Annotated in this window: 19 protein-coding genes; 15 read left to right on the forward strand and 4 right to left on the reverse strand. The window is 54.0% G+C overall.

From position 1 onward, the window contains the following. Nucleotides 1-41 precede the first annotated feature (41 nt). The 7 genes from DWZ82_RS04365 to DWZ82_RS04390 all read left to right on the forward strand — a co-directional run bounded on the left by DWZ82_RS04365 (nucleotide 42) and on the right by DWZ82_RS04390 (nucleotide 6,972). Nucleotides 42-479 carry a hypothetical protein gene (locus tag DWZ82_RS04365; RefSeq protein ID WP_118360253.1) on the forward strand — a complete coding sequence of 146 codons (438 nt, stop codon included), beginning with the start codon at nucleotides 42-44 and terminating at the stop codon, nucleotides 477-479. A gap of 11 nt (nucleotides 480-490) precedes the next feature. Beyond that, nucleotides 491-1,537, forward strand: a complete 1,047-nt coding sequence (locus DWZ82_RS15090; RefSeq protein ID WP_158575079.1) for an endonuclease/exonuclease/phosphatase family protein — start codon at nucleotides 491-493, stop codon at nucleotides 1,535-1,537. Between the two features lie 2 nt (nucleotides 1,538-1,539). Beyond that, the gene (locus DWZ82_RS04370) at nucleotides 1,540-2,310 is read left to right on the forward strand and encodes an HAD family hydrolase (protein WP_158557264.1); all 771 of its coding nucleotides are present in this window, start codon (nucleotides 1,540-1,542) and stop codon (nucleotides 2,308-2,310) included. A gap of 98 nt (nucleotides 2,311-2,408) precedes the next feature. Then, complete coding sequence (locus DWZ82_RS04375) at nucleotides 2,409-3,110, forward strand: MgtC/SapB family protein (protein WP_118479050.1); 702 nt, start codon at nucleotides 2,409-2,411, stop codon at nucleotides 3,108-3,110. 390 nt (nucleotides 3,111-3,500) lie between these two features. Then, nucleotides 3,501-5,150, forward strand: coding sequence for a putative manganese-dependent inorganic diphosphatase (locus DWZ82_RS04380; protein WP_118479052.1), 1,650 nt, complete (start codon nucleotides 3,501-3,503; stop codon nucleotides 5,148-5,150). A 388-nt stretch (nucleotides 5,151-5,538) separates the two neighbouring features. Further along, nucleotides 5,539-6,264, forward strand: a complete 726-nt coding sequence (locus DWZ82_RS04385; RefSeq protein ID WP_117554962.1) for an MgtC/SapB family protein — start codon at nucleotides 5,539-5,541, stop codon at nucleotides 6,262-6,264. Between the two features lie 15 nt (nucleotides 6,265-6,279). Next, complete coding sequence (locus tag DWZ82_RS04390; protein WP_117489569.1) at nucleotides 6,280-6,972, forward strand: MgtC/SapB family protein; 693 nt, start codon at nucleotides 6,280-6,282, stop codon at nucleotides 6,970-6,972. A 351-nt stretch (nucleotides 6,973-7,323) separates the two neighbouring features. Here DWZ82_RS04390 and DWZ82_RS04395 read toward each other — a convergent pair whose 3' ends face one another. Beyond that, nucleotides 7,324-8,226, reverse strand: coding sequence for an AraC family transcriptional regulator (locus DWZ82_RS04395; RefSeq protein ID WP_158575080.1), 903 nt, complete (start codon nucleotides 8,224-8,226; stop codon nucleotides 7,324-7,326). Between the two features lie 293 nt (nucleotides 8,227-8,519). Between DWZ82_RS04395 and DWZ82_RS04400 the strand changes: the two genes are divergently transcribed. The 4 genes from DWZ82_RS04400 to DWZ82_RS04415 all read left to right on the forward strand — a co-directional run bounded on the left by DWZ82_RS04400 (nucleotide 8,520) and on the right by DWZ82_RS04415 (nucleotide 13,991). Beyond that, nucleotides 8,520-9,698 (forward strand): Gfo/Idh/MocA family protein, encoded by a 1,179-nt coding sequence (locus DWZ82_RS04400; RefSeq protein WP_117751205.1) that lies wholly within the window; start codon nucleotides 8,520-8,522, stop codon nucleotides 9,696-9,698. Nucleotides 9,699-9,897: 199 nt separating this feature from the next. Further along, complete coding sequence (locus DWZ82_RS04405; RefSeq protein WP_118479056.1) at nucleotides 9,898-10,836, forward strand: sugar phosphate isomerase/epimerase family protein; 939 nt, start codon at nucleotides 9,898-9,900, stop codon at nucleotides 10,834-10,836. Between the two features lie 186 nt (nucleotides 10,837-11,022). Continuing rightward, complete coding sequence (locus DWZ82_RS04410; protein ID WP_158575081.1) at nucleotides 11,023-12,018, forward strand: sugar ABC transporter substrate-binding protein; 996 nt, start codon at nucleotides 11,023-11,025, stop codon at nucleotides 12,016-12,018. A gap of 320 nt (nucleotides 12,019-12,338) precedes the next feature. After that, nucleotides 12,339-13,991: a solute:sodium symporter family transporter gene (locus tag DWZ82_RS04415; protein WP_118479060.1), complete on the forward strand. Its 1,653-nt coding sequence runs from the start codon at nucleotides 12,339-12,341 to the stop codon at nucleotides 13,989-13,991. Nucleotides 13,992-14,258: 267 nt separating this feature from the next. On the opposite strand, the gene DWZ82_RS04420 is transcribed toward DWZ82_RS04415, so the two are convergent. From DWZ82_RS04420 to DWZ82_RS04430, 3 genes are all read right to left on the reverse strand, one after another. Further along, the gene (locus tag DWZ82_RS04420; RefSeq protein WP_118479062.1) at nucleotides 14,259-15,617 is read right to left on the reverse strand and encodes a diguanylate cyclase domain-containing protein; all 1,359 of its coding nucleotides are present in this window, start codon (nucleotides 15,615-15,617) and stop codon (nucleotides 14,259-14,261) included. 241 nt (nucleotides 15,618-15,858) lie between these two features. After that, complete coding sequence (locus DWZ82_RS04425; RefSeq protein WP_118479064.1) at nucleotides 15,859-17,451, reverse strand: response regulator; 1,593 nt, start codon at nucleotides 17,449-17,451, stop codon at nucleotides 15,859-15,861. Continuing rightward, nucleotides 17,445-19,145 carry a sensor histidine kinase gene (locus DWZ82_RS04430; RefSeq protein ID WP_158575082.1) on the reverse strand — a complete coding sequence of 567 codons (1,701 nt, stop codon included), beginning with the start codon at nucleotides 19,143-19,145 and terminating at the stop codon, nucleotides 17,445-17,447. Before DWZ82_RS04430 ends, DWZ82_RS04425 begins: the two co-directional genes overlap by 7 nt. A gap of 339 nt (nucleotides 19,146-19,484) precedes the next feature. On the opposite strand from DWZ82_RS04430, the gene DWZ82_RS04435 reads away from it, so the two are divergent. From DWZ82_RS04435 to DWZ82_RS04450, 4 genes are all read left to right on the forward strand, one after another. Then, nucleotides 19,485-20,804 carry an ABC transporter substrate-binding protein gene (locus tag DWZ82_RS04435; protein ID WP_118479068.1) on the forward strand — a complete coding sequence of 440 codons (1,320 nt, stop codon included), beginning with the start codon at nucleotides 19,485-19,487 and terminating at the stop codon, nucleotides 20,802-20,804. Between the two features lie 70 nt (nucleotides 20,805-20,874). Then, nucleotides 20,875-21,747, forward strand: coding sequence for a carbohydrate ABC transporter permease (locus DWZ82_RS04440; RefSeq protein WP_118479070.1), 873 nt, complete (start codon nucleotides 20,875-20,877; stop codon nucleotides 21,745-21,747). Nucleotides 21,748-21,762: 15 nt separating this feature from the next. Continuing rightward, a complete protein-coding gene (locus DWZ82_RS04445) occupies nucleotides 21,763-22,614 on the forward strand; it encodes a carbohydrate ABC transporter permease (RefSeq protein ID WP_117751200.1) in 852 nt (283 codons plus the stop codon). 15 nt (nucleotides 22,615-22,629) lie between these two features. Further along, complete coding sequence (locus tag DWZ82_RS04450) at nucleotides 22,630-23,730, forward strand: ABC transporter ATP-binding protein (RefSeq protein WP_118479072.1); 1,101 nt, start codon at nucleotides 22,630-22,632, stop codon at nucleotides 23,728-23,730. Nucleotides 23,731-23,733 lie beyond the last annotated feature (3 nt).

The following is a 23,733-nucleotide window of genomic DNA, read 5'->3' on the forward strand; positions in this document are numbered from 1 at the left end:
AAAGCCTGCCGCGGATAGTAAAAGCGGAAGGAGCATACAGAATGGCTTTATTCGTAACCAAGGAAGGCAAGCGCAAGAGTCCGATGGCAGTTACCTGCTTTTTCGTGGATCTGCTGTTCTGCCTGGTATTCGGCGGTATGTATGCACTGCTGACCGGCGTACTGCATGACAATCTGCCTCTCGGCGGAGGCATGGCAGAGAACTGGATCCACTGCGGTCTGATCTCTGTGGTGGGTACTGCGGTCTGCTGCATCCTGTTTCTGCTGCCGGATAAGCGAATCGTGCCGTACAGCTTTGCGAGCCTGCCGGTTATCACGATCATGTGCGTGGTCGCAGCGTTCCAGCTGGAGCCTGCTGCCCGGAATATGATGCTGTATGTGACCTTCCTGTATACCTTGATGCCGATCCTTGTCGGCAACGCGGTATCGTGGACGCTATATTTCAAGCTGTACAAAAAACCGATGCCGCGCCGCCTGTAAAGGGGAGCAGTATGGAAAAACTGACAAAAGAGTGCGTGCTGCAATCTGCGGCACGGTTGGAGCAGGAATCGCAGGATGCGGTGATGCGGGATATTCCGCAGTTTTTTGAGGCAGAGATCGTGACCCGGTTTGCGGGTGCGGTGCCGCAGAAGAAAGAACTGAATCCGCTGGTGTTCAACATGGAGCGGGGCATATGTCTTGCCGAAACAGTAGATTTTCTCCGGGAATGCCCGGCGCTGCGGCCGTATGACCTGATCCTGGCCAATGAGTTGGATAGCGGCTGTGCCCGGTCGGGCGAGCGGGATACTGCCGCAGAGATCGCCCGTGCGCTGGGAATGCAGTATGTGTTCGGGCTGGAGTTTGTCGAGCTGAAGGACGCTGCACACGGGTTTCACGGCAATGCAATCTTTTCGCGCTGGCCGATCCTGTGGGCAGAGGTGCTCCGTCTGCCGGAGCAGTATAACTGGTATCATGACCGACAGAAGCGCATCGGCGGCCGCAATGCGGTTTTTGCAAAGCTGGATGTGCAGGGGCAGGAGGTCGGCGCGGTATCCATCCATCTGGAAAACCGGACGAGCGGCGCGGGACGCCTGCAGCAGATGAAGGCTGTGCTGCAGGAGGCCGAGCGTGTATTTCCGGGGATTCCCGTTGTGCTGGGCGGCGATCTCAACACTAATACCTTTGACGGACGCGACAAGGCGGTGATTCGTCATCTGTGTGACGAGCCGGAGGAGCTGGCTGCGGCGATCGAAATGATCGACCTGTATGAACCGCTTCTGCAGGACTGCACTGCAGCAGGCTATGCATGGCGGGAGGCTTCGGGCGGTGCGGACTGCACACGGCGCAAACCGCTGCCGGAAGGCGGCTGCCTGCATATGAAGCTGGATTGGCTGCTGCCGCGCGGCTTTACCGTGCAATGCAGCAGTGTGATTTCTACACTGACGGCAGACTGCGGCTTTGCTGCGCCGGACAGTGCGCTGGCCCGGTATGCACAGCCGGAGCTGAGCGATCACAATGTGGTTCGTGCCTCCCTTGCACTGCCGCAGAAGGAGGAGTAAACGTGATTAACACTATATTATTTGATATGGGAGGAACGCTCGAGGATATCTGGTATAATGATCAGACGATTCACTCGGTTACCGGAGAGTTGCGGACGTTCCTCAATGAACATGATCTGGGTACAGGCTGCAATGACATTACCTTCTGGAACAAGTTGAACAGCGGTATCCGTACCTACAAACAATGGAGCGAATCCAACGAACTGGAGAAAAAACCGGAGGAAATCTGGCCGGAGTATTATATGGCGGACTTCAATCTGGACCGTGAAAAACTGCAGGAGGTAGCGGAACGGCTGGCCGGCATGTGGGAAGTGACCTATTATCACCGCGAGCTTCGTCCGAAGGTCAAGGAGACTCTGGAGGAACTGAAAAAACGCGGGTATCATCTGGGCGTCATCTCCAACACGGCATCGCTTTATTCGGTGTTCGATGTGCTGGAGCAGTACGGAATCCGCGATTATTTTGAAGATGTTACCCTGTCCAGCGTGACCGGATACCGGAAACCGCATCCGTCTATTTTCCAGATCTCGCTGCGCCAGATGCAGGCGAAGCCGGAGGAATGTGCCTATGTGGGCGATACGATCTCGCGTGATATCATCGGTGCAAAGCGAATGCATTTTGGTGCCGCGATCCAGATCCAGTCGTTCCTGTCGGCGCAGAAGGATGCCGGTGTAGATGCTGCTTACCAGCCGGATCATATCATTCGGGAATTGCCGGAGCTGGTGGATTATCTGGAGGAGCGAAATCGAGCAGAGCGCTTGACGATGCAATAAGAAAAAGAACGTAACCGTAACAATCTCTCTCTCTTTTTCTGACCGTACCCTGCCATTGCAGGGTGCGGTCAAATATTTTAGACAGGAGGGAAACGAAAATGGGGAAAATTACAGTGGTGGATATCGTGCTGCGTCTGCTGGGTGCAGTGATCGTCGGGTTTGCCGTCGGCGCGCAGCGCGCACGGACCTCGCATCCGGCGGGAATCCGTACACATATTCTGGTAGCACTCGGCTCGTGTGTGGTCATGGTGACAAGCTGCATCCTGTATGAGCAGACGATCGCAGTATTTGGGACAACGCCCTCTGACCCGGCGCGACTGGGTGCACAGGTCATCAACGGCATCGGTTTTCTGGGTGCTGGTGCGATCCTGCGTGAGGGATTTACCGTTCGCGGACTGACAACGGCGGCCAGTGTCTGGGTCGTTGCCTGTCTCGGTCTATCGGTCGGCATGGGATACTATGTACTCACGGCGGTCGGTACGGTGATTGCCTTTGTAACACTGGTGGCGTTTGACGGGATTCAGGAAAAAATCCGCGCCAGAAGCCGCTCGGAACTGGATCTGCAGATCGAATGTGACCATATGGGCGACATCATGGTGGAACTGTCGCATCTGGCAGAACGGCATTTCGCGAAGCTGCTTGATCTGTCCTTCAGCAGAACTCCGCATAACACCTATATCATCAGCTTCCGTGCAAGCTTTCCACCGAACGGATATGAGTCCGCGCAGAATGCATTCCGTCAGGAGCTGGCAGGTGTTTCCGGCATGATCCGCATGGAAAATCATAATGACCATATCTAAGGCAACACCGCATAATTAAAGCAGCGGCTTCTTGTGCAGGCTCCGGTCGCGCTGCCGCGGCTTCTTGCGCAGGCTCCGGTCGCGCTGCCGCGGTTTCTTGCGCAGGCTCCGGTCGCGCTGCCGCGGCGCTTGGCGGAAATTTTATGCCCTGACCTTGCTGTGCTTTTATGTTAATACATCAGGTATTGTTGTAAGATCACGCCTCGTCCGTGCAGAAAAATTTGCTTGCAGTATTATGCGGTATTGTCCTATTTCTTCCCGAGGGGAACAGCAGCACCCGAATCAGTGGCATGGTCGGTGCTGCTGTTTCCTTTTACCCGCAATCATACACCGTTGGGAAAACCACAGCAGTTCCCGCGGTCATTTCTCAGACAAAGGAGTCGGTACAGTATGAACCCGGTTTTTGTTATCGGACATCGTAATCCGGATACAGATTCGATCTGCTCTGCGATCTGTTATGCAGAGCTTAAGCACAGGCTGACCGGAGAATCATATATCCCCTGCCGGGCAGGCCATGTCAATACAGAGACCAAATTTGTCCTTGAGCGCTTCGGCGTAAAAGCGCCGCGTTATATCAAGTCGTTTGAGCCGTGTCTGAGCGATGTGCAGTATCGCAGGATTCCCGGTATTGATGAGGAGATGTCGCTGCACCGCGCATGGAATTACATGAACGAAAATGATATTCAGACGCTGGCCGTTGTCGATGAGGATCGTCATCTTAAAGGACTGCTGACGCTGAGTGATATCGCGCGCTTCTATATGGAGGATAAGGACGCGAACGCACTGGCGGAGGCCGGCACAAGCTATCGCAATCTGGTGGATGTACTGGATGGTACGCTGATTGTCGGTGATAGCGAAAAGCGGTTCGAGCAGGGCAGCGTGGTGGTTGCGGCAGCCAATCCGGATGTTCTGGAGGATTATATCGGGCCGCGTGACATGGTCATTCTCGGCAATCGCTATGAGAGTCAGCTCTGCGCCATTGAGATGAATGCGGGCTGCATTATTATTGGGCTCGGCGCGAAAGTCTCGCGTACCATCCGCAAGCTGGCAAGTGAAAATCAGGTATCCATCATCGCAACGCCGCTGACGACATACAGCTGCGCCAAGGTGGTCAGCCAGGCTGTGCCGGTGCGCCATGTCATGCGCCGCAGGGGACTGATCACCTTTGAACCCGATGACGTGGTAGAGGATGTAAAGCGCGCAGTATCCAAAAAGCGTATGCGCTACTATCCGCTGCTGGATGAGCAGGGACGGTATATCGGAATGTTTTCTCAGCGCAATCTGCTGGATCTGGAGCGTCCGTCGGTCATTTTGGTCGATCACAACGAGCGGGATCAGGCGGCAGATGGTATTCGTTCGACCAATATCATTGAGATCATCGATCATCACCGCATTGATTCGGTTGAAACGAGCGGGCCGATCTATTTCCGCAATCAGCCGCTTGGTTGTACCGCGACCATTATCACAGGAATGTATCATGAGCATAATGTGCCGATCGAGCCGAAAATCGCGGGTCTGCTGTGCTCTGCGATTCTGTCGGATACACTGATGTTCCGTTCTCCGACCTGTACACCGCTCGACCGCGCCGCTGCAGAGGAGCTGGCGCAGATCGCAGGTCTGGACATCAAAGAGTACGCAACGGAGATGTTTCGCTCCAGCTCGCGCCTGCGCGACCGTTCAATGGATGAACTGTTCCACATGGATTTCAAGTACTTTCAGGTACAGAATAAAAAAATCGCCATTTCGCAGATCACGAGTGTCAGCGAGAATGAGCTGAACGGCATCCGGGATAAAATGCTGGGCTATATGGAGGACTATCTCAAGACGAGCGGACTGTCCATGCAGTTTGTCATGCTGACCAATATCATCGAGGAAAAGACCGAACTGCTTTATGTCGGCCGGGGTGCAAAGAATCTGGTGCATGCCGCGTTCCGCAAGGAATGTGGGGAGCATTCGGTCGTGCTGCCGGGTGTAGTCAGCCGCAAAAAGCAGATGGTAACGCCGCTGCTCAGTGCAATGGAGGAGGAAGGGACCATGTAAGGCGGAAGTGCCTTGTGCTGCGTGCAGGCGCAGTTCGTGCGATACGGAACGAATACCCCCGTTCTGCACAATCTGTGCAGAATGGGGGTATTTACGCTCTGCGGAAGGGAAAAAACAGTTCGGAGAGGGTGCATCGAAATAAAAATTTTCACAAATGCGGATATTTAGAACTTAATATATAATAATATTGTGATAATTAAATACACAAACGTTTGCGAATGTACAAATTACACAAAAATAAACAAAATACTTCTTACAATGTGAGGGATGAAACTTTGCCTGATTCAGTGTTATACTGTATATATACCAAGGAGCGCAGGGTGTAAAACGACCATCAGCGCAAACGTGTGCGTAAACGGTTTCCGCAGGAAATGAGGAGGAGCAGAACATGACAGAAACGATTGCATATCTTCGCGAATTTCACTTTGCATCGGTCGTGCTGCGGCTCGCTCTGGCTATGCTGCTCGGCGGCTGCATCGGTCTGGAGCGGGAACGAAAACGCCGTCCGGCGGGCTTCCGTACATATATGCTGGTGTGTCTGGGTGCAACGCTGACCGTGCTGCTCAGCCTGTACGAATTTACCATGGTGACAGGGCCGTGGTCGGATATTTGCGCAGAGATCGGCATAAAAACCGACGTTTCCCGTTTCGGCGCACAGGTCATCAACGGCATCGGCTTTCTCGGCGCAGGCACGATTCTGGTCACCGGCCGTCAGCAGGTCAAGGGACTGACTACCGCCGCCGGCTTGTGGGCTTCGGCGTGTACCGGCCTTGCGGTCGGCGCGGGATTTTACGAATGCGTACTGATCGCGTTTGCTATGATCTTTCTGAGCATCCGCCTGTTCCCGATCGTGGATGCATACATTCAGGAAAACGCACGCGATATCAATCTGTATCTGGAGTTTAACTCAATGGACGATGTCAGCACGATCATCAATCAGCTGAAGGCACAGAATGTGCAGATCTACGACATTGACATCGAGCGCAACCGGAGCGGTGAGCAGCTGCATCCAAGCTCGATCTTTTCGATTCGTCTGAATGAAAAAATACCGCATACGCAGCTGCTGTCCGAACTGGCCGGTCTGGATTGTCTGTGTGTGATCGAAGAACTGTAACAGGAGGGAAGCAATATGTTATCTGTTTTTGACGGTCTGCGCAGCGTTACCACGCTCTCCGTATTTGTGCGTCTCGCCTGTGCATTTATCTGCGGCGGCATCATCGGCATCGAGCGCTCGTACAAGCGTCGTCCGGCAGGCTTCCGCACCCATATCCTCATCTGCATCGGTGCAGCGATCACCACGCTGACCAGTCAGTATCTGTATCTGAATATGCATTATTTCACTGATATGGCGCGTCTGGGCGCGCAGGTTGTTGCCGGAATCGGCTTCATCGGTGCCGGTACGATCATCGTCACCAAGCGGCAGAATGTGAAGGGATTGACAACGGCGGCCGGACTGTGGACCTCGGCCATCATCGGTCTGGCGTTCGGCGGCGGCTTTTATGAGGGCGGCATTCTGGCCACCGGCTTTATCATGCTGGCAGAGCAGGTGTTCTCGCGGCTGGAGTACCGTGTGCTGGAGCACGTTCCCGAGATCAATGTGTATATGGAATACGAGGATAAAACGTGTCTGGACGATGTGCTGCAGCTGTACCGCAGATGTGATGTCAAGGTGCTGAATATCCAGATCACCCGTGCGGCGGAAAACGGTGAGCACAATGCCTGTGCCATCTTCACGCTGCGCCTGCCGCGCAGCTGCACGGTAAACCGTCTGATGACACTGGTCGGCGAGCGTAAAGGCATCGTGTCGGTCGAGGAACTGTAAAACAGAACAAATCTATTGCATTTCATCCTTTCAGGCAACACCGCATAATGAGACAAAAGGCGACTTGCGAGCAGGTTTTGCGTGCTGACGAGGCTTGGTTCTGTGGTAATACTTGAGGTATTACCATGAAAGCGCAGCAAAGTCAGGGTGCAGAATTTCAGCAAAGCGTCGCAGCAGCGCGACCGGAGTCTGCGCAAGAAGCTGTGGTTCTCATTATGCGGTGTTGTCTTAACAGACCGTAAACCTTTTAACGCGCACTGGCGCGCGAATTGTATAAATTGCAGGAATATGACATTTTGACAGACTGAGACGCACATCTTGCGATGTGCGTCTTTTTGCGTGTTTGCACGGTTACAGCTCCGGCACATCTGTATCTATGAACGGCACATCGGTTTTGCATACCGCATCAATCGCTTTGGACATATGCTGGATACGGTACTGCCGCGGTGACGTACCGACCTTCTTAACGAACAGGTTGATCAGACTGCCGCTGGTCGAGTAGCCGACCTCCTCGGCGATTTCCGCAATCGGCTTCTGCGTGCGCACGAGCAGAACCTTCGCCCGCTCAATGCGCGAGTTGATGACATAATCGGCAGGGGAGAAGCCGGTGCGGCGCTTGAACATATGCGCGAAATAGGACGCACTCAGGCACACGGTGGACGCCAGATCCTCCACGGAAATCGGCTGACCGATATGCGAGCGGATGTACTGGATGGCCTGCTCGACCGGCGTATCCGCTGACTGCTCGGCGGCACTCGGTGAGAGCAGCAGGTCAAACATGCGGTAGATGCGTGCCGAGCGCTGCATGTCGGTCTCTACACCGTTCTCATCGTAAAAGCGCACCATGTCGTACAGCAGATTGCCGATCAGCGTGTTGTTATCGCGGCGGATGAGCCAGCCGTGCCGGTCGGTGATGCGGCGGCACAGCTCACGCGCGTTCGAGCCTTCAAAGTGCATGTACACGAACTCCAGTCCGTCCTCGGCGTGGTAGTAGTGCGGCTCGATGCAGTCGAGCAGCAGCACGTCACCGGCTTCGGCGACATGGAATTCACTGCGGTACTCCACGCGGAAGCGTCCCTTGCGGATGTAGGCGATGAGCAGCGGCGGATAACTGTCGCGCTTCATAAAATAGTTGGCGGTGCAGTAGTAGTGACCGCACCATGTCGGGTAAAACAGCAGCTCTCTCGCGGTCTGCGACGGCGTAAACGGAAAACAAACCGACTCACTTCGGATGCCGGGATCAACACTTTGCATAGACTCTTCTCCTTCCTTATTTTGCATTCATAGAATCCATGAACGAAATAGCAGGATTGATGAACTGGTTTTCTGTGTTTTTTCACAGAAAGCAGGATTGATGAACTTTGCAGCAGAAACGCTTATTGAATATATCCATAAAATATTTTATACTTAGGCCAGAAGTTAGGGAATGGATACAATAAACAAAGATAAATTGAATTTGTTGTATGTATTTCACAAAACATCAAAATTAGCAGTACAAAAACAGAATCAAACACTTTTTTGCAAATCAAAGAAAGAAGGAAAACATTATGTTTATCGGTGAAAAGAAAATTGCTCGTCCGTTCCGTTGGGGTATCGTAGGCGGCGGCCGCACTTCCGGCGTTGGCTACAAGCATCGTCTGGGTGCTATGCGAGACAACACCTCGTTCGTACTCAAGGCTGCAGCGTTCGACCTGGACTTCGCCCGCTGCGTAGACTTCGGCAAGAACCTGAACATGGATGAGGAACGCCTCTATCCGGATTACAAGACCATGTTCGCTGAGGAAGCAAAGCGCGAGGACGGCATCGAGGCTGTTGACATCGCAACCCCGAACTTCCAGCACTTTGAGGTCTGCAAGGCAGCTCTGGAAGCCGGCCTGCATGTAATCTGTGAGAAGCCGCTGTTCTTCAAGGTTGAGGAAGGCGAGGAGATCAAGAAGCTGGCTGAGGAAAAGGGCAAGATCGTTTGCGTAACCTACGGCTTCTCCGGTTTCGACCTGCTGAGCCAGATGCGCTCCATGGTCCTGAACGGTGACATCGGTGAGGTTACTATGGTAGATCTCCGCTACGCACACGGCTTCGCTTGCGACCCGACCGGCGATAAGCAGGCTGAGGGTCAGAAGTGGCGTGTTGATCCGGCAAAGTCCGGCCCGTCTTTCGTACTTGGCGACCTGTCCACCCACACCTTCTACATGTCCGAGCTGATCTGCCCGCAGCTGAAGCTGAAGCAGCTGCTGTGCGACCGCCAGAGCTTCATCAAGTCCCGCGCACCGCTGGAGGACAATGCTTACGTCCTGATGCGTTACGAGAACGGCGCAGTTGGCCGTATGTGGGCATCTGCAGTTAACGCAGGTGACATGAGCAGCCAGCACATCCGCATTGTCGGCACCAAGGCTTCCCTCGAGTGGAACGATATGCATCCGGATGAGCTGTACTACGAAGTACAGGGTCAGCCGCGTCAGACTCTGGTTCGTGCAATGGATTACCTGAATCCGGAAGCTCTCGAGTACGAGCGCCTGGGTGCTCTGCACTACACCGGCCTGATCGAGTCCTGGAGCAACCTGTATACCCGTTTCGCTATCGCAATGGATGCAAAGAACCGCGGCGACGAGGAGACCCTCAAGAATCTGGTTTACCCGGATCTGGAGCACGGCATCGACGGCATCCGCTGGGTAACCAAGTGCGTAGAGTCCGCTGACAAGGGCGGCGTATGGGTAGATTTCAAGTAATTCTCCCGATTTCCATCTAAACTAAGACACTCTCTCATTTCTTTTCTCTGTACCGCTGCCTTCCGTAAGGCGGGCAGCGGCAACCTTTTAAGGTGCTTAAAAATTCCCTCCTATATAACATACTCTTGAAATTCTCTCTCTAAAAATCGCTCCAACGATTTCTACTACAACAAAAAAGAAGAAAAGTGAGGTTTTTTATATGAAACTCGCAATTTGCACTGACGTATTCGCTGATCTGTCCTACACGGACATGCTTGACAAGGTAAAGTCCCTCGGTATCGACGCGGTCGAGATGACCGCAGGCGGCTGGGGTGCCCGCAAGCACTGCAACACCGCGGAGCTGCTCGCGGACGAAGGCAAGCGCAAGGAATTCATGGGCGAACTTGAGAAGCGCGGCATGCGCATCTCCGCTTTGAACACGTCCTGCAACCCGCTTTGGCCGAGCAAGACCGGCGAGGAATACAAGAAGTCCATGTACGACTGCGCTACTCTGGCAGGTCTGCTGGGCGTTAAGAAGATCGTTGCGATGGCTGGCCTGCCGGCAGGCAGCGAAACCGACACCACCCCGAACTGGATCACCTCTACCGTTTCGTGGCCGGATTTCATGGCTCCGGCGTATGAGTACCAGTGGAAGGTAACGATCGAGTTCTGGAACGAATTCATCGCACACTGCAAGAAGTGCGGCATTGAGCACATCGCTATCGAGGAATTCCCGGGCACCATGGTTTGGTCTGCTTCGACTCTGCTCAAGCTGCGTGAGGCTACCGACCCGATGCTCGGCATCAACCTCGATCCGTCCCACATGATGGTTCTCGGCGCTGATCCGATTGCGGCTGCTCGTGCTCTCAAGGGCTGCATTTTCCACGTTCACGGCAAGGATGCCCGCATCGAGCGCGGTCTGGCAGACACCGACGGTCTGCTCGAGCCTCGCCCAGTTACCGAGTCCGCTGACCGTGTATGGAACTACGTTGCAGTCGGCTGCGGCAAGGACCTCCAGTGGTGGAAGGAATTCTTCTCCGTTTGCCACATGATGGGCTACGACGGAGACGTTTCCCTCGAGATGGAGGACCTCACCATGACGGTTGACGCAGGTGTTCATACCTCGATTGACGCACTGCGCCAGACCATCAGCCAGTAATTGGTGCGGCATCACCGAACAATTGCTCTTGTCGAATTGTCCGGTGATACCGTAAAAGAAAAAGATTTTTCATTAAGTCCACAGCATTTTCGCAATTCCAGCACCACCCCCATAGAGAAGAAAGAAAATCAATATGAGAAGAAGAGAAAGGGCAGTGTTTGAACCATGAAAAAGAGGCTTTTAGCAATGACGTTAGTGAGTGCTCTGTGTGCCGGCATGCTGGCAGGATGCGGCGGCGGTTCGTCCGCATCGACTGGCAGTACGGGCGACAGCGGCTCCACCGCTTCCGGTGATGCCTACAACGTAACCGTTATCGTAAAGCATACGGACGGTCACTTCAACAAGGTTATTGCCGGTGCGCGCGCTTACGGCAGCGAGCACGACAATGTAAACGTCGAAATCCAGTCTCCGACCTCGGCTACCTCGTATGATGAGCAGGTCAACATGATCGAGACCGCACTCGGCAACCCGGGCATCGATGCCGTTATTATCGCTCCGCAGCAGTCCACCTCTACCGCAACGCTGGTAGATACCGCGACCAAGCCGGTCGTAGCACTCGATACCGACTTCACCTCGGACAAGAAGGCTTGCTTCGTTGGCACCGGCAACGAGGACGCAGCGCTGAACGGCGGCAAGGCGGTTGCTGAGGCCTGCAAGGCACTGGGCAAGGACAAGCCGACGGCGGTTATCATTGCAGGTGTACAGGGCGACGAGACGCACGAAGCACGTCTGCGCGGCTACCGCGATGCGATCGAAGCCGCAGGCGGTCAGGTGCTCGAAGTGCAGTACACCGATACCATGCCGGACAAGGCAGCAGCCGCTATGGAGGCGGTTATCCAGAAGTACCCGAATGGCGTAGACGCAGTTCTGTCCATCGCGGATGACATGGCGCTTGCAGCTGCAAAGGTTATCAAGGATTCCGGCAACACCAATTACGCAGATACCGTTCTGTGCGGTTTTGACGGCAACCAGTCTGCCATCGAGGCTGTCATGGACGGCTCTCTGACCATCGACATCGCTCAGATGGGCTACGACATGGGCTACAAGGCGGTTGAAGCAGCAGTTACCGTACTTGAGGGCGGCTCGGTTGAATCCTTCATCGATTCCGGCTCCAAGGTTATCGACTCCTCCAATATCGACGAGTACGTCTCCGACATGAAGTCCAAGGGCCTGTGGGAGTAATTCAAACACACATTTGACAGCATAAACAGTTTATAGACAGGGCGGACGCAGAGTTCGACACATGCGTCCGCCCTAACTATGCGCATTTTTGAGGCAATACCGCATAATTGAACAAGAGTGATTTGCGAGTAAATTTTGCGTACTGACGAGGCACAGTTTTGCGGTAATACTTGATGTATTACCGTGAAACTGCAACAAAGTCAGGACACAAAATTTCCGCAAAGCACCGCAGTCTTAATTGTGCGGTGTTGCCTTGAGAATTAAATTACAAATATGGGAAATTGAAGCGGTTGAGGGACCGCGTGAAAGAGGGGATTCCAATGGTTTGGACTATGGCGACGTTTATCGGTTTCACGATACTTGTTGCAGTTATTTCGTATGTAAAAACAAAGGGCGATGACCAGAGCACCGCAGACGGCTATTTTCTGGCCGGACGCGGACTGCCGGGCTTTGTTATCGCAGGTTCGCTGCTGCTGACCAACCTGTCGGCAGAGCAGCTGGTCGGCACAAACGGCCAGACTTGGAGCGTGGGCATGAGCCCGATGGCGTTCGAGATCGTAGCGGCTCCGTGCTGTATCGTGCTGGCGCTGTTTGCGGCGCCGCGTTATCTGAAAAGCGGCATTACCACCATTCCGGAGCTGATCGGTCTGCGCTATGACCGCAGCACAAAGCTGTGGTTCTCCATCGCGTATATCCTGCTGTACATTGTCGTACAGATTCCGGTTATCCTGTACTCCGGTTCGCTGGTATTTGAAAATATCTTCAACGTATCCGGTATTCTGGGTGTAACCAAGTTCCAGGCTGTTATCATTCTGTGTATCATCATCAGTGTCATCGGCTCGATTTACGCCATCTTCGGCGGACTGAAAGCTGTTGCCGTATCGGATACGGTAAACGGCATCGGCCTGCTGATTGGCGGCTTCATGATCCCGTTCTTCGCGCTGAGCGTGCTCGGCAAAACGGCGGGCGGTGACGGTCTGTCGGTTATCGACGGTATGCGTTTCCTGATCGAAAACCATTCGGACATGCTCAACTCCATCGCTCCGGCGGATTCTCTGCCGCCTGCGGTTCCGTGGCCGACCGTATTTACCGGTCTGTTCTTCCTCGGTCTGCAGTCCTGGTGTACGCACCAGTCGTTTATTCAGCGTGTACTTGCTGCAAAGAACCTCAAGGAAGCACAGAAGGGAGCACTCTACTGCGCGTTTCTGAAAATTATTGGTTTTATGTACCTTGCGCTGCCGGGCGTTATCGCGTATGCGCTGTTTGAGCTGCAGGGCGATCAGGTATCCATGATGGACGAAGCGTACCCGCAGCTGGTTTCGCAGGTTGTTCCGGCTCCGCTGATGGGCTTCTTCGCAGCCGTAATGCTCGGTGCGATCCTGTCCTCGTTCAACTCGGTGCTGAACTCGGTAGATACCATGTTTACCATGGACATTTACAAGGAATTCATCGACAAGGACGCTTCCGAGGAAAAACTCGTCAAGGTCGGCAAGAATGTCGGCATTATCTTCGCGGTACTGACCACCATCGTCGGTCCGCTGATCTACTTCTTCCCGGCAGGCCTCAAGACCTTCCTGGATTCCCTCGTAATGCTGATTGCACTGCCGGTTCTGACGGCCGTATTCGGCGGCTTCTTCTTCAAGCACCTGCCGAAATACAGCGCAAAGGTCATTCTGGTGCTGCATGTGGTCTGCTACGGCTCGTTCCTGCTGTTCCTCAACAGCAAGTTCCATTATCTGTATGCTGTATTCGTTCTGCTGCCGGTTGAGCTGCTGATTATGTTCATTTTCAATCAGCGAAACAAGACAAAGCATCCGGAGGCATGGGTACAGAAGGACATCGGCGCTGTCGATCTTACTCCGTGGAAATATCGATGGGTCGCTACCGCACTGATTCTCATTTGTGTTGCAGCGGTTTACCTTGCGTTCTCTCCGCTCGGCATCGGTACCTGGAGTTATACACAGCCTTTCTAAAATCGAAAGTAAAACGGAGTGCGTTTGCACTCCGTTTTAGTCTGTCAAAAAGCAGCATTTTGACTCTTGTACTTCGTGCGGCAGCACGCATAAAATAGAATTTGCGGAGCAAATTCATAAATTCCGAGATACACAAGGGAAGAAAAATGTGCCTGCAAGGCGCGGCTTTTCTTCGAAATTCGATCGAAAGGCTGCTCGGAAAACGTTAGTGTTTCGATAGACACAAAAGCCCGAACAGATGCTCTACGCTGTGCGGGCTTTTGCAATTTACTTTTCAGTCGAATCCTCTATCACGAAGCACGCTCGGCCGTTCTCCTTGGCCTGATAGAGCACGCGGTCGGTTTCGGTGAGCAGGTGCTTGATCTCCTGCGGGAAAACAAAGCGGTACGCGCCGATGCTGCAGCTGACCGTGACCTGCTCGAGAATACCGGAAATATCGCGCAGGAACTGCGTCAGCAGATGCTCCAGTTGGTCCTGCGACAGATCTATATCGAGCATTACGGCAAACTCGTCACCGCCGATACGGCCGACAGAGCCGCAGAAACGAAAGGTGTGCTGTAAATGCTCGGCAAACTGCTTGAGGACCTCATCACCGACAGAATGGCCGTATTTGTCGTTGATGTGCTTGAAATAATCCAGATCACAGACCAGAAACCAGCCGGCTGCTCCAGCGTGGGACTTCTGGCTGCGGAGACAGGTGTGCAGGAACAGCTTGCGGCCCATAATGCCGGTCAGACAGTCCAGCTCGCCGGTGTACTCACGAAATTTCATGTAGCGGTAGACCATCAGGATGAGGATGAGCAGAATGAAGTTGAGCGCCAGCATGGCAGTCAAAAACTGCACCTGCAGGTGGAGAATATCCCGATGGATGTCCTGTGTGACATCTATGCCGTGCTGCCCGAGCATGTAGTACATACGGCTGGAGAAGTAGACGGTCGAGAGGACCGCCATACAGAAGATAAACGTACTTACGGCCCCCAGCACGAAACCAATCTTCGGAGACCAGTATGGGGTGTTTTCGTATTCATTGACCGCGTTTTTATAGGTCTGGATAAAGGAACTGTGATACAGCTTGTCAATCGCCAGAACGACCGCAGCACAGAGCGGCAGGATGATGAGGTCGCTTTTTTCAAGTATAAATGTTGATAAAATATTAAAACCGAGAGAGGGAAAGAGCAACCCCATCGCAGTATAGACCAGAAGCGCGTGCAGCTTAGGTGCCGCGATCGTGATGAGCAACTTGCACAGATTCTTTCGTTTGCTTTTGCGTGCCAGCTGAAACAGACAGCCGAGCAGAAAACCGAACAGCACACGCGTGCCGACACTCAGCAGTATGCTTCCAATGGGAAAATCACTCCGGAATGGAGAAAAGACTGCATCTGCAGGCATGACATAGGTCGCGGAAGCCTTATACAGACTGCCAAGACCGAACAGCAGTCCCGCGAGGGAAGACTCGGCCGGGCCAAACAGGCAGGCGGTAATGACGATAGGGATATACGCTGTGGTAATAGAAATCGGCGGAATGTGCATATATCCTAAAAATGTAAAGGACATAATGACTTCCACCGCCAGCAAAAGGCTGAATATGTAGTGCTCAAATTTGTGTGTTTCCCAGATTGTATTCATTTTCCGGATTACCTTTATATAGGGCAGTACCGCGACGGATACGGATGCAGAATTTGCTCGCAGACCGCTCTTGTTCGATTATGCGGTATTGCCATGAATTTTGCTGATAATTAAAAATATTTAACTATATTATATAGTAAAGGTGCGGAAAATGCAACCGAGTTGCTTGCGCAGACAATTTTGAGAATTGCGGAAAGGTTCCGATGGGATGCGTGCCGGAGCGTTTTTCGCTTCTTTTCGTTTATACAGATGATTCGTTCTGCACGCTGTGACGGTAATCCTTCGGCTTGAGACCGGTGATCTTTTTAAATATGCGTGAGAAATACACAGGATCGTTAATGCCGACCCGCTCGGCAACTTCATAGCTTTTGAGCGCCGTAGTGCGCAGCAGATTTTTGGCAGCTTCGATGCGCACGTTCTGCAGATAAGTTGTCAGCGTTGTGCCGGTCTCGCGCTTAAACAGGCGCGAGAGATAGCTTGAGCTGAGATAGAACTGCTGGGCGAGCTGGTCGAGCGAAAGCTGCTCGCCATAGTGTGCGCTGATGTAGGTCTGTACCGAGGAAACGATATGATCTGCGCTGGCGGCGCTGCTCTGCGCCATGTCCTGCGTTTGCTGCACGAGTGCGCGGGTGCAGGATTCCATCTCAGCGATGGAGTTGGTCTCCATAATGCGCTTGAGCGAGGAAATGCTGCCGCCCTCGAGCGAATGTCCGGCCATTCCGGGAAACTGCAGCTCCATGCCGAACTGGTGAATATATACGCAGATATTGCGCACGGTATCCGGCGGCAGCTTGCTGCTGTCCGCATAGGCGAAAATGCAGTCGAGCAGCTGCTCTGTGTCGGCGGGATTACGCAGCTCCATCGCAGATTTAAGGGCAGAGAGCATTTCAAAGATTTCGTCAGTCAGCTGCTGCGGGAACGAGCTGAGCTCAGCGAAGTGCGTCACCGGATGGTCGGGCGTGAAGACGGTGAAGCGCACCGCCTGCGCGGCTTCATCGGCGGCATCGGCAAGATTGATGGGATTGTCATTGCAGTTGGAAATGCCAATGAACAGCAGAAAATGAGCCAGACTTCCGACAATATTGACTGCTTCCTTGCACAGTGCGGTGATGGGTGCTTCACCGGCGGCACAGATGACCACAAAGCAGTCCTGCGTGCCGCGGGCAATGTAGTAATGCTGGTAGGAGGATAGACAGTCGGACAGAATCTCCTGCGACTGATTGAGATACTCGTTGTATTCTTCCTCGGTCAGCGCTTCCTCGGACAGCGAGGTAATATGCAGCTTGAGTACAAAATAGCTGTGCAGGTCCATTTTCAGCTGAGCCAGGCGGTTGAGCACATACAGCTGCGAGCATGCAACACGGTGGATGAGGTCATGCAGCAGCATGCTCTGCTGCAGCTCCATGTTGCGCGCCGAGGTCGTGGAGAGCTTCTCCTGCAGGTCCTGACTGCTGCGGTCTTCCGCTATGGCGGCCTTGGCCTTTTCGATGGCATTGGTCAGGTTTTCTACCGTCATCGGCTTGAGTACAAAATCAACCACATGATACTGGATGGCACGCTGCGCGTAGGCAAAATCCGGATAGCCGGTCAAAATGATGACTTTGATGCCGGGATGGTCGCGGGCGATGATCTCGGCAAGCTCAAGACCGTCCATACCGGGCATACGGATATCGCTGATAACGATATTCGGCTGAATGACCGGAATCTGCTCGAGCGCCATCATGCCGTCGTCTGCCTGTGCGGCAATCTCACAGCCGAGGTCGCCCCAGTGGATGCAGTGTACCAGACCCTTGCGGATGGCGGATTCATTGTCAACGATCATAACTTTCAGCATAGGTCTTTCTCCTTTTCGGGCGGTGCAGTGATGATGGGGAGCGTCAGCACGATGCTCGTGCCGTGTCCGGGTTCGGATTTGATCGACATGCCGTAGGGCTCGCCGTACAGCAGCTGAAAACGGCGCTCGATGTTGTGCAGTGCAACATGTGTGTGGTGCTTGTCATCGCTGCCGGGCTGGGGGATGGCGGACGGGTCAAAGCCTACGCCGTCATCGTGCACGCGGATGTACACGGCGTCCTCCTCCTCCCAGATGCTGACGCGCACCCAGCCGCCGTGACGCTTAGGTTCGAGTCCGTGTACGATACTGTTTTCTACCAGCGGCTGAATGGTCAGCTTAGGCAGGTAGCAGCCGAGCAGCTTGTCGTCCTCCACATCGACGGTGTACTGCAGCTTTTCCTCAAAGCGTTCCTTTTGCAGGGCGAGATAGTATTTTACAGAATCCAGTTCCTCCTGTAGGGTGATAATCTGCTTGCCGTGGTTAACAACGCTTGCCCGCAGCAGCTGTGCCAGATTCTGCACCGTGGTGCAGATGGCTGGCTGACCGGCTACCATGCAGCGGACATTGATCAGTTCAAGAATATTAAAGATGAAGTGCGGCTGAATCTGGCTCTCCAGCTGATGAATCTCTGCGTCACGCAGCAGCAGACCGCGCTGATAGACCTCCTGAAACAGGGTGTCCAGCCGGTCGGCCATATCGTTGAAGGCATGCGAGATAGCGGTCGTTTCGGTGTATGGCGTTTCATCCATGCGCACGGAAAAATCACCGCTGCCGATACTGCCGATGGTGTGCAGCATCTGCCGCAGAGGACGCAGCAGCAGGATGAGACAGGTGGCAGCCAGCAGCAGAGCCAGGATCAGGATGGCAGCACAGACGAGAAAATACACACGCGTACTCTGTCGCACACCGGCGAGGATTTCGGCGTTTGGAATATAGATATCCACGCGCTCGCGGCTTTTGCGGAGTGAGCTGGACGCATGATACCACTTATTCATATCCTCGTTCTCGCGGAACAGGTCGGTCTGCAGAGAGCCGATGCGTTTGCCCTGATCACCGCTGAAAATGACGACAGTGGAAGGGTAAAGCTGGTTCAGCGACAGAGTGGAGAGCAGCTTGTTGATGTTCAGTTCGACGATGATTTTGCCAAGCGGCTGCATGGTGTTGAGGTCAACAAAATCGACGATCATATATGCGTATCCAACAATGGTGTAGTGCGTGTACAGCGTGCGTGCGGAGTTGCAGTCCTCGTGCGTCTGGTACATCTGCCGGACGCGCCACGAGGTATTCAAATAGTAGTTGCCGCCGTAGACCGGTACATATTGGTCGTTTTTGATCAGGTAGATGGCGCTGACCACATCGGGGTTGAGCGAATCGCCGAGCGAGAATGCGCGGCTGAAATTCTGCTCCAGCCGGAGAATCTGGATCTGGGTGAGCGGCTCGCTGCTGCTCATCATCTGCTGGGCGGCGATGTCCGAGGTCAGGTAGTACACACCATCCCGCAGGGTCTCCATCATGCGGTCGGTGCGGTCGGTGAATTCGTTCAGATACATGGAAACCGTCTCACTGGCGGTATGCTGCAGCTGACCGGATACGGTATGGATAAAATAGATGCCGGCGGTGACAACAGGTGCGAATACCAGAACACATATCATCACAACGACCAGCCCGATAAGAGAGATCTTGCGTTTTGCCATACAATACACCTCACGGGAGATTCTGCGAACCATACAAGGGCAGCACCATACAATGGAGCTGCGGAGTTACCCTAAATATACCACAATTCGACCGCTTTGTGTACCATCCGGAGGGGGAGAAGCGACATTAGAAAAAAATATCCTGTTTTGGCGCAAAATAATCCTATGTTTTCAAAGAGGAGTGCAGAGCGTGTGAACGAAAAGCAAAATCGTCATATGTTTTGAACGGTTTACTGCATTGAGGGCAGACTGTTCCTCGGGTATAATAAATACAACAAAACACAGAGCGGTATTTGAATGAGACAAATGCCGTAAGGAGAGAAAGAGGAGGAACCCCACATGAAAACAAAGCGTATCCTCTCCCTGCTGATGGCAGGCGCGCTGCTGACCGGCGCACTGACCGGCTGCGGCGGCAAGAAGGATGATTCTGCACAGAGCGGTGACAGCTCCGGTGTGATCACCATCAACTATCCGACGTTCCAGTGCGGCACGAATACGTCCGCTCCGGTATGCGATGAACTGATTAAGGAATTCAATGAGAAGTACGCAGGCAAGTACGAGATCAAGAAGGAAGACGTTCCGGGCGATCAGAACTACATCGACAAGATCAAGGTACAGCTTGGCACGGGCGATCTCCCGCCGGTTATTTACGGCGGCGGCTACAATCTGCTTGATATGGTCGTTGCCAAGGATCTGGCAGTTGATCTGACCGATGCGGTAAATTCCGATGCAGACTGGAAGGCACTGTATTCCGATACCGCACTGGCTACCAACAGCCGCGACGGCAAGATCTACGCTTCCTCGATGGAAGGTCAGGTTATCGGTTACTTCTACAACAAGGAGCTGTTCAAGCAGGCAGGCATCACCGAGCCGGCTAAGACCTGGGACGAGTTCTTCCAGCAGTGCGACAAGCTGAAGGCAGCAGGCATCACCCCGCTGTCCATGGATACCGCAGATTCTGCGTGGGTAACCCAGCTGTGGATGGGCGCTATGGTAGGCACCGAGTCCGACGCAGGCCTGGAGTTCATGAATACCATGAACCCGACCGACTACAACACGCCGGAAATGATCGCAGCAGCCGAGAAGATTCAGAAGATGTACCAGAACTACACCACGCAGGATGCAATCGGCGGCAAGTATGAGAATGCTGCAAACAACTTCCTGTCCGGTCAGACCGCAATGCTGGCGAACGGCCCGTGGATGATCGGTGATTTCTCCGATACCTCCATGACAGAGGAAGGCTTCGCTGATAAGGTCGGCGTAGCGCTGTTCCCGGGCAACTTCGTATACGATGCACCGATTCAGGGCTACATCGTTACCAAGCAGGACGACCCGAAGGTAGAAGAGGCTGCCATTGAGATGGTCAAGTTCTTTACCTCGGCTGAGGCACAGCAGACCGCAATGGAGATGCAGGGCATGGTTCCGGCCTCCAACACGGTAGAGCTGACCGACACCGCAAAGGACAAGTACCCGCTGCTTGCTGAGTTCCTTGACCTTGCAACCACTGAGGGTGAAAAGCGCTCGGATACTCTGCAGGCTACGATGTACGCCAACCTGCTCGACGTTATGAGCCAGCAGCTCCCGCTGCTCGCTTCGGGTGAGCTGGACGCAAAGGGCTTCTGCCAGACGCTGACGGATGCTGCAGCGAAGAACCAGTAAACTGTTTACCGCAGGGACCCGTCAAAAACGGGTCCCTGTTTTTCTCCTCAACAAGAAAGGAAACCGCTTTATGAAACGTAAAAAGGGCTGGCTGCCGGTGTTCCTGCTCCCGGCTGTCGCATTGTTCCTGCTGATCTATGCTGTTCCGTTGGTGATCGTGTTTGTTTCCTCGCTGTTTGATTACCGGCTGACGGGCGACTCGATGACATTCATCGGTCTGCAGAACTATACACAGCTGTTCAGCGATGCGACCTTCCGGCAGGCGTGCGGACACACGGTCGTCTGGATTCTGATCCACTGTATTATTCATGTCTCCATCGGCGTTATCCTGGCGCTCGTGCTGTACAAAAAGCCGCGCGGCTGGAAATTTGTCCGTACGGCATATATGATCCCGAATATCATCTCCAACGCCGCAATGGGCATGATCTTTCTCAATATTTTCAACCCGCAGTACGGCGTGGTCAATTCCATCCTCAAGGCTGTTGGTCTGGAAAACCTGACGAATAACTGGCTGATGAATACCACAACGGCGTTCCCGTCCGTCACCATGACGTGGCTGCTGTTTGCGGGCTACACCACGACGCTCGTGCTCGCTGAGGCGCTGACCATTGACGATTCGGTGCTCGAAGCGGCCCGTGTGGACGGTGCGACCTCGTTCCAGACCGATATGTTTGTTGTGCTGCCGCTGCTGCGCAAGATCATCGGCACGACCATGGTCATGGCGGCAACCTATATGCTGCAGATGTTCGACCTGATCTACATCACCACCAAGGGCGGCCCCGGCTCGGCTACCATGAACCTGCCGCTCATGCTGTACAGCGTGTACAAGAACGAAAACAACTACGGCTACTCGAATGCAATCGGCGTTTGCATCGTCATCGCGGGTGTCGTTTGCATGACGCTCATCAACAAAGCGATGCGCGTCAACGAAGAAGACTACTAAGGAGGCGTTCGACAAATGAAAACCAGCTTCGGTGCAATGACCGGCAGAGAACGCCTGTGCTTTGTGCTCAAATATCTGTTTATGGCGCTGTGTGTGGTTGTTGCGCTGTTCCCGATCATCTGGGTCATCCTGTCCTCGTTCAAGACGAATGCGGAGATCCTGTCGAACGGCATTTCGCTGCCGACGCACTTCGGGTTTGACGGCTATCAGTCCGCACTGGATATGGCGCCGATCTTCAAGTTCTTCGGCAACAGCGTGATCGTCACCTGCTGTGCGACTGTACTCAATGTGCTCGTCTTCGCTATGGCAGGCTACGCGTTTGCGCGGTTCCGCTTTCCGTGCGATAAGCTGCTGTACATGCTGCTCAGCCTGTCGCTCGTCATTCCGATGACGGCACTGCTGCAGCCGGTGTACAGCGTGGTCAACAATCTGGGTCTGTACGATACCAAGGCGGGTCTGATTCTGGTCAACACCGCACTGAATATGCCGATGAGCCTGCTCATCCTGCGCGGCGCATTCCAGTCCATTCCCAAGGCGATCGAAGAGGCCGCCTACATCGACGGTGCGGGCTTCCTGCGCACGTTCTTCCAGATCATGATGCCGTGCGCCAAGGGCGGTCTTACGAGCGCAGCTGTGCTGTGCTTCCTCAATACATGGAACGAATTTACGTTCTCCCTGATCTTGACCAGCAGCGAGAGTGCCCGCACGCTGCCGCTGTCGCTCAGCTATTTTACCAGCCAGTTCAGCTTTAACTACACGGCGCTGTTTGCCGCAGTTACCATTGCGGTCATTCCTTCGATCATCGTGTTTGCGATCTTCCAGGAGCAGGTCGTTTCCAGCCTGACCGCGGGTTCGGTCAAAGAATAAACGAGGTGAAATTACATGGCAAGCATTAGTTTGAATCACATCAAGAAGGTGTACCCCGGTGATATCGAGGTTATCTCCGACCTGAACCTGCAGATCAAGGATAAGGAGTTCGTCGTACTGGTCGGACCGTCCGGCTGCGGCAAATCCACCACACTGCGCATGATCGCGGGTCTGGAGGAGATTTCGGACGGCGAAATGTACATCGGCGACCGCAAGGTGAACGATGTAGCGCCGAAGGACCGCGATATCGCGATGGTTTTCCAGAACTACGCGCTCTATCCGCATATGACGGTTTACAAGAACATGGCATTCGCGCTCAAGCTGCGAAAAACCCCTAAGGACGAGATCGACCGCAAGGTGCACGAGGCGGCTAAGGTGCTGGATATCGAGCATCTGCTCAACCGCAAGCCCAAGCAGCTTTCTGGCGGTCAGCGGCAGCGTGTCGCGCTCGGACGTGCGATGGTGCGCGACCCGGCGGTATTCCTGCTCGATGAGCCGCTGTCCAATCTGGATGCCAAGCTGCGCACCCAGATGCGCACCGAGATCATCAAGCTGCATCAGAAGCTGGATACGACCTTTGTTTACGTTACGCATGACCAGACTGAGGCCATGACCATGGGCGACCGTATTGTTGTTATGAAGGGCGGCGAGATTCAGCAGGCGGACACACCGCAGACGCTGTATGACCATCCGTGCAATCTGTTCGTAGCGGGCTTTATCGGCTCGCCGCAGATGAATTTCATGGACGCCGAACTGGGACGCGATGCGGACGGCTACAAGCTGGCCTTTGCGGACCAGAGCCTGCACTTTGCGGGCAGCGATGCGCTGAGTGAGTACGTCGGAAAGACGGTCGTGTTCGGCATCCGTCCGGAGAATCTGCACACCTCGGGTGAAAAGTTTACGCAGAATGCGGCGCATACGCTCACCATGCATGTGGATATCGCTGAGCTGATGGGCGCGGAGATTTACGCGCACTGCACCTGTGATGGTACGTCCGTGACCGTGCGTACGCCGTCCGGCGAGCCGATTCATGCGGGCGACACCATCACCGCGGCTGTGGATATGAGCCGCATCCATTTGTTCGATAAGCAGACCGAACGCGCGATCGCGTTCTGACAG

The organism is Butyricicoccus sp. AF35-5AC (assembly GCF_003477715.1).
Classification (GTDB): Bacteria; Bacillota; Clostridia; order Oscillospirales; family Butyricicoccaceae; genus Agathobaculum; species Agathobaculum butyriciproducens.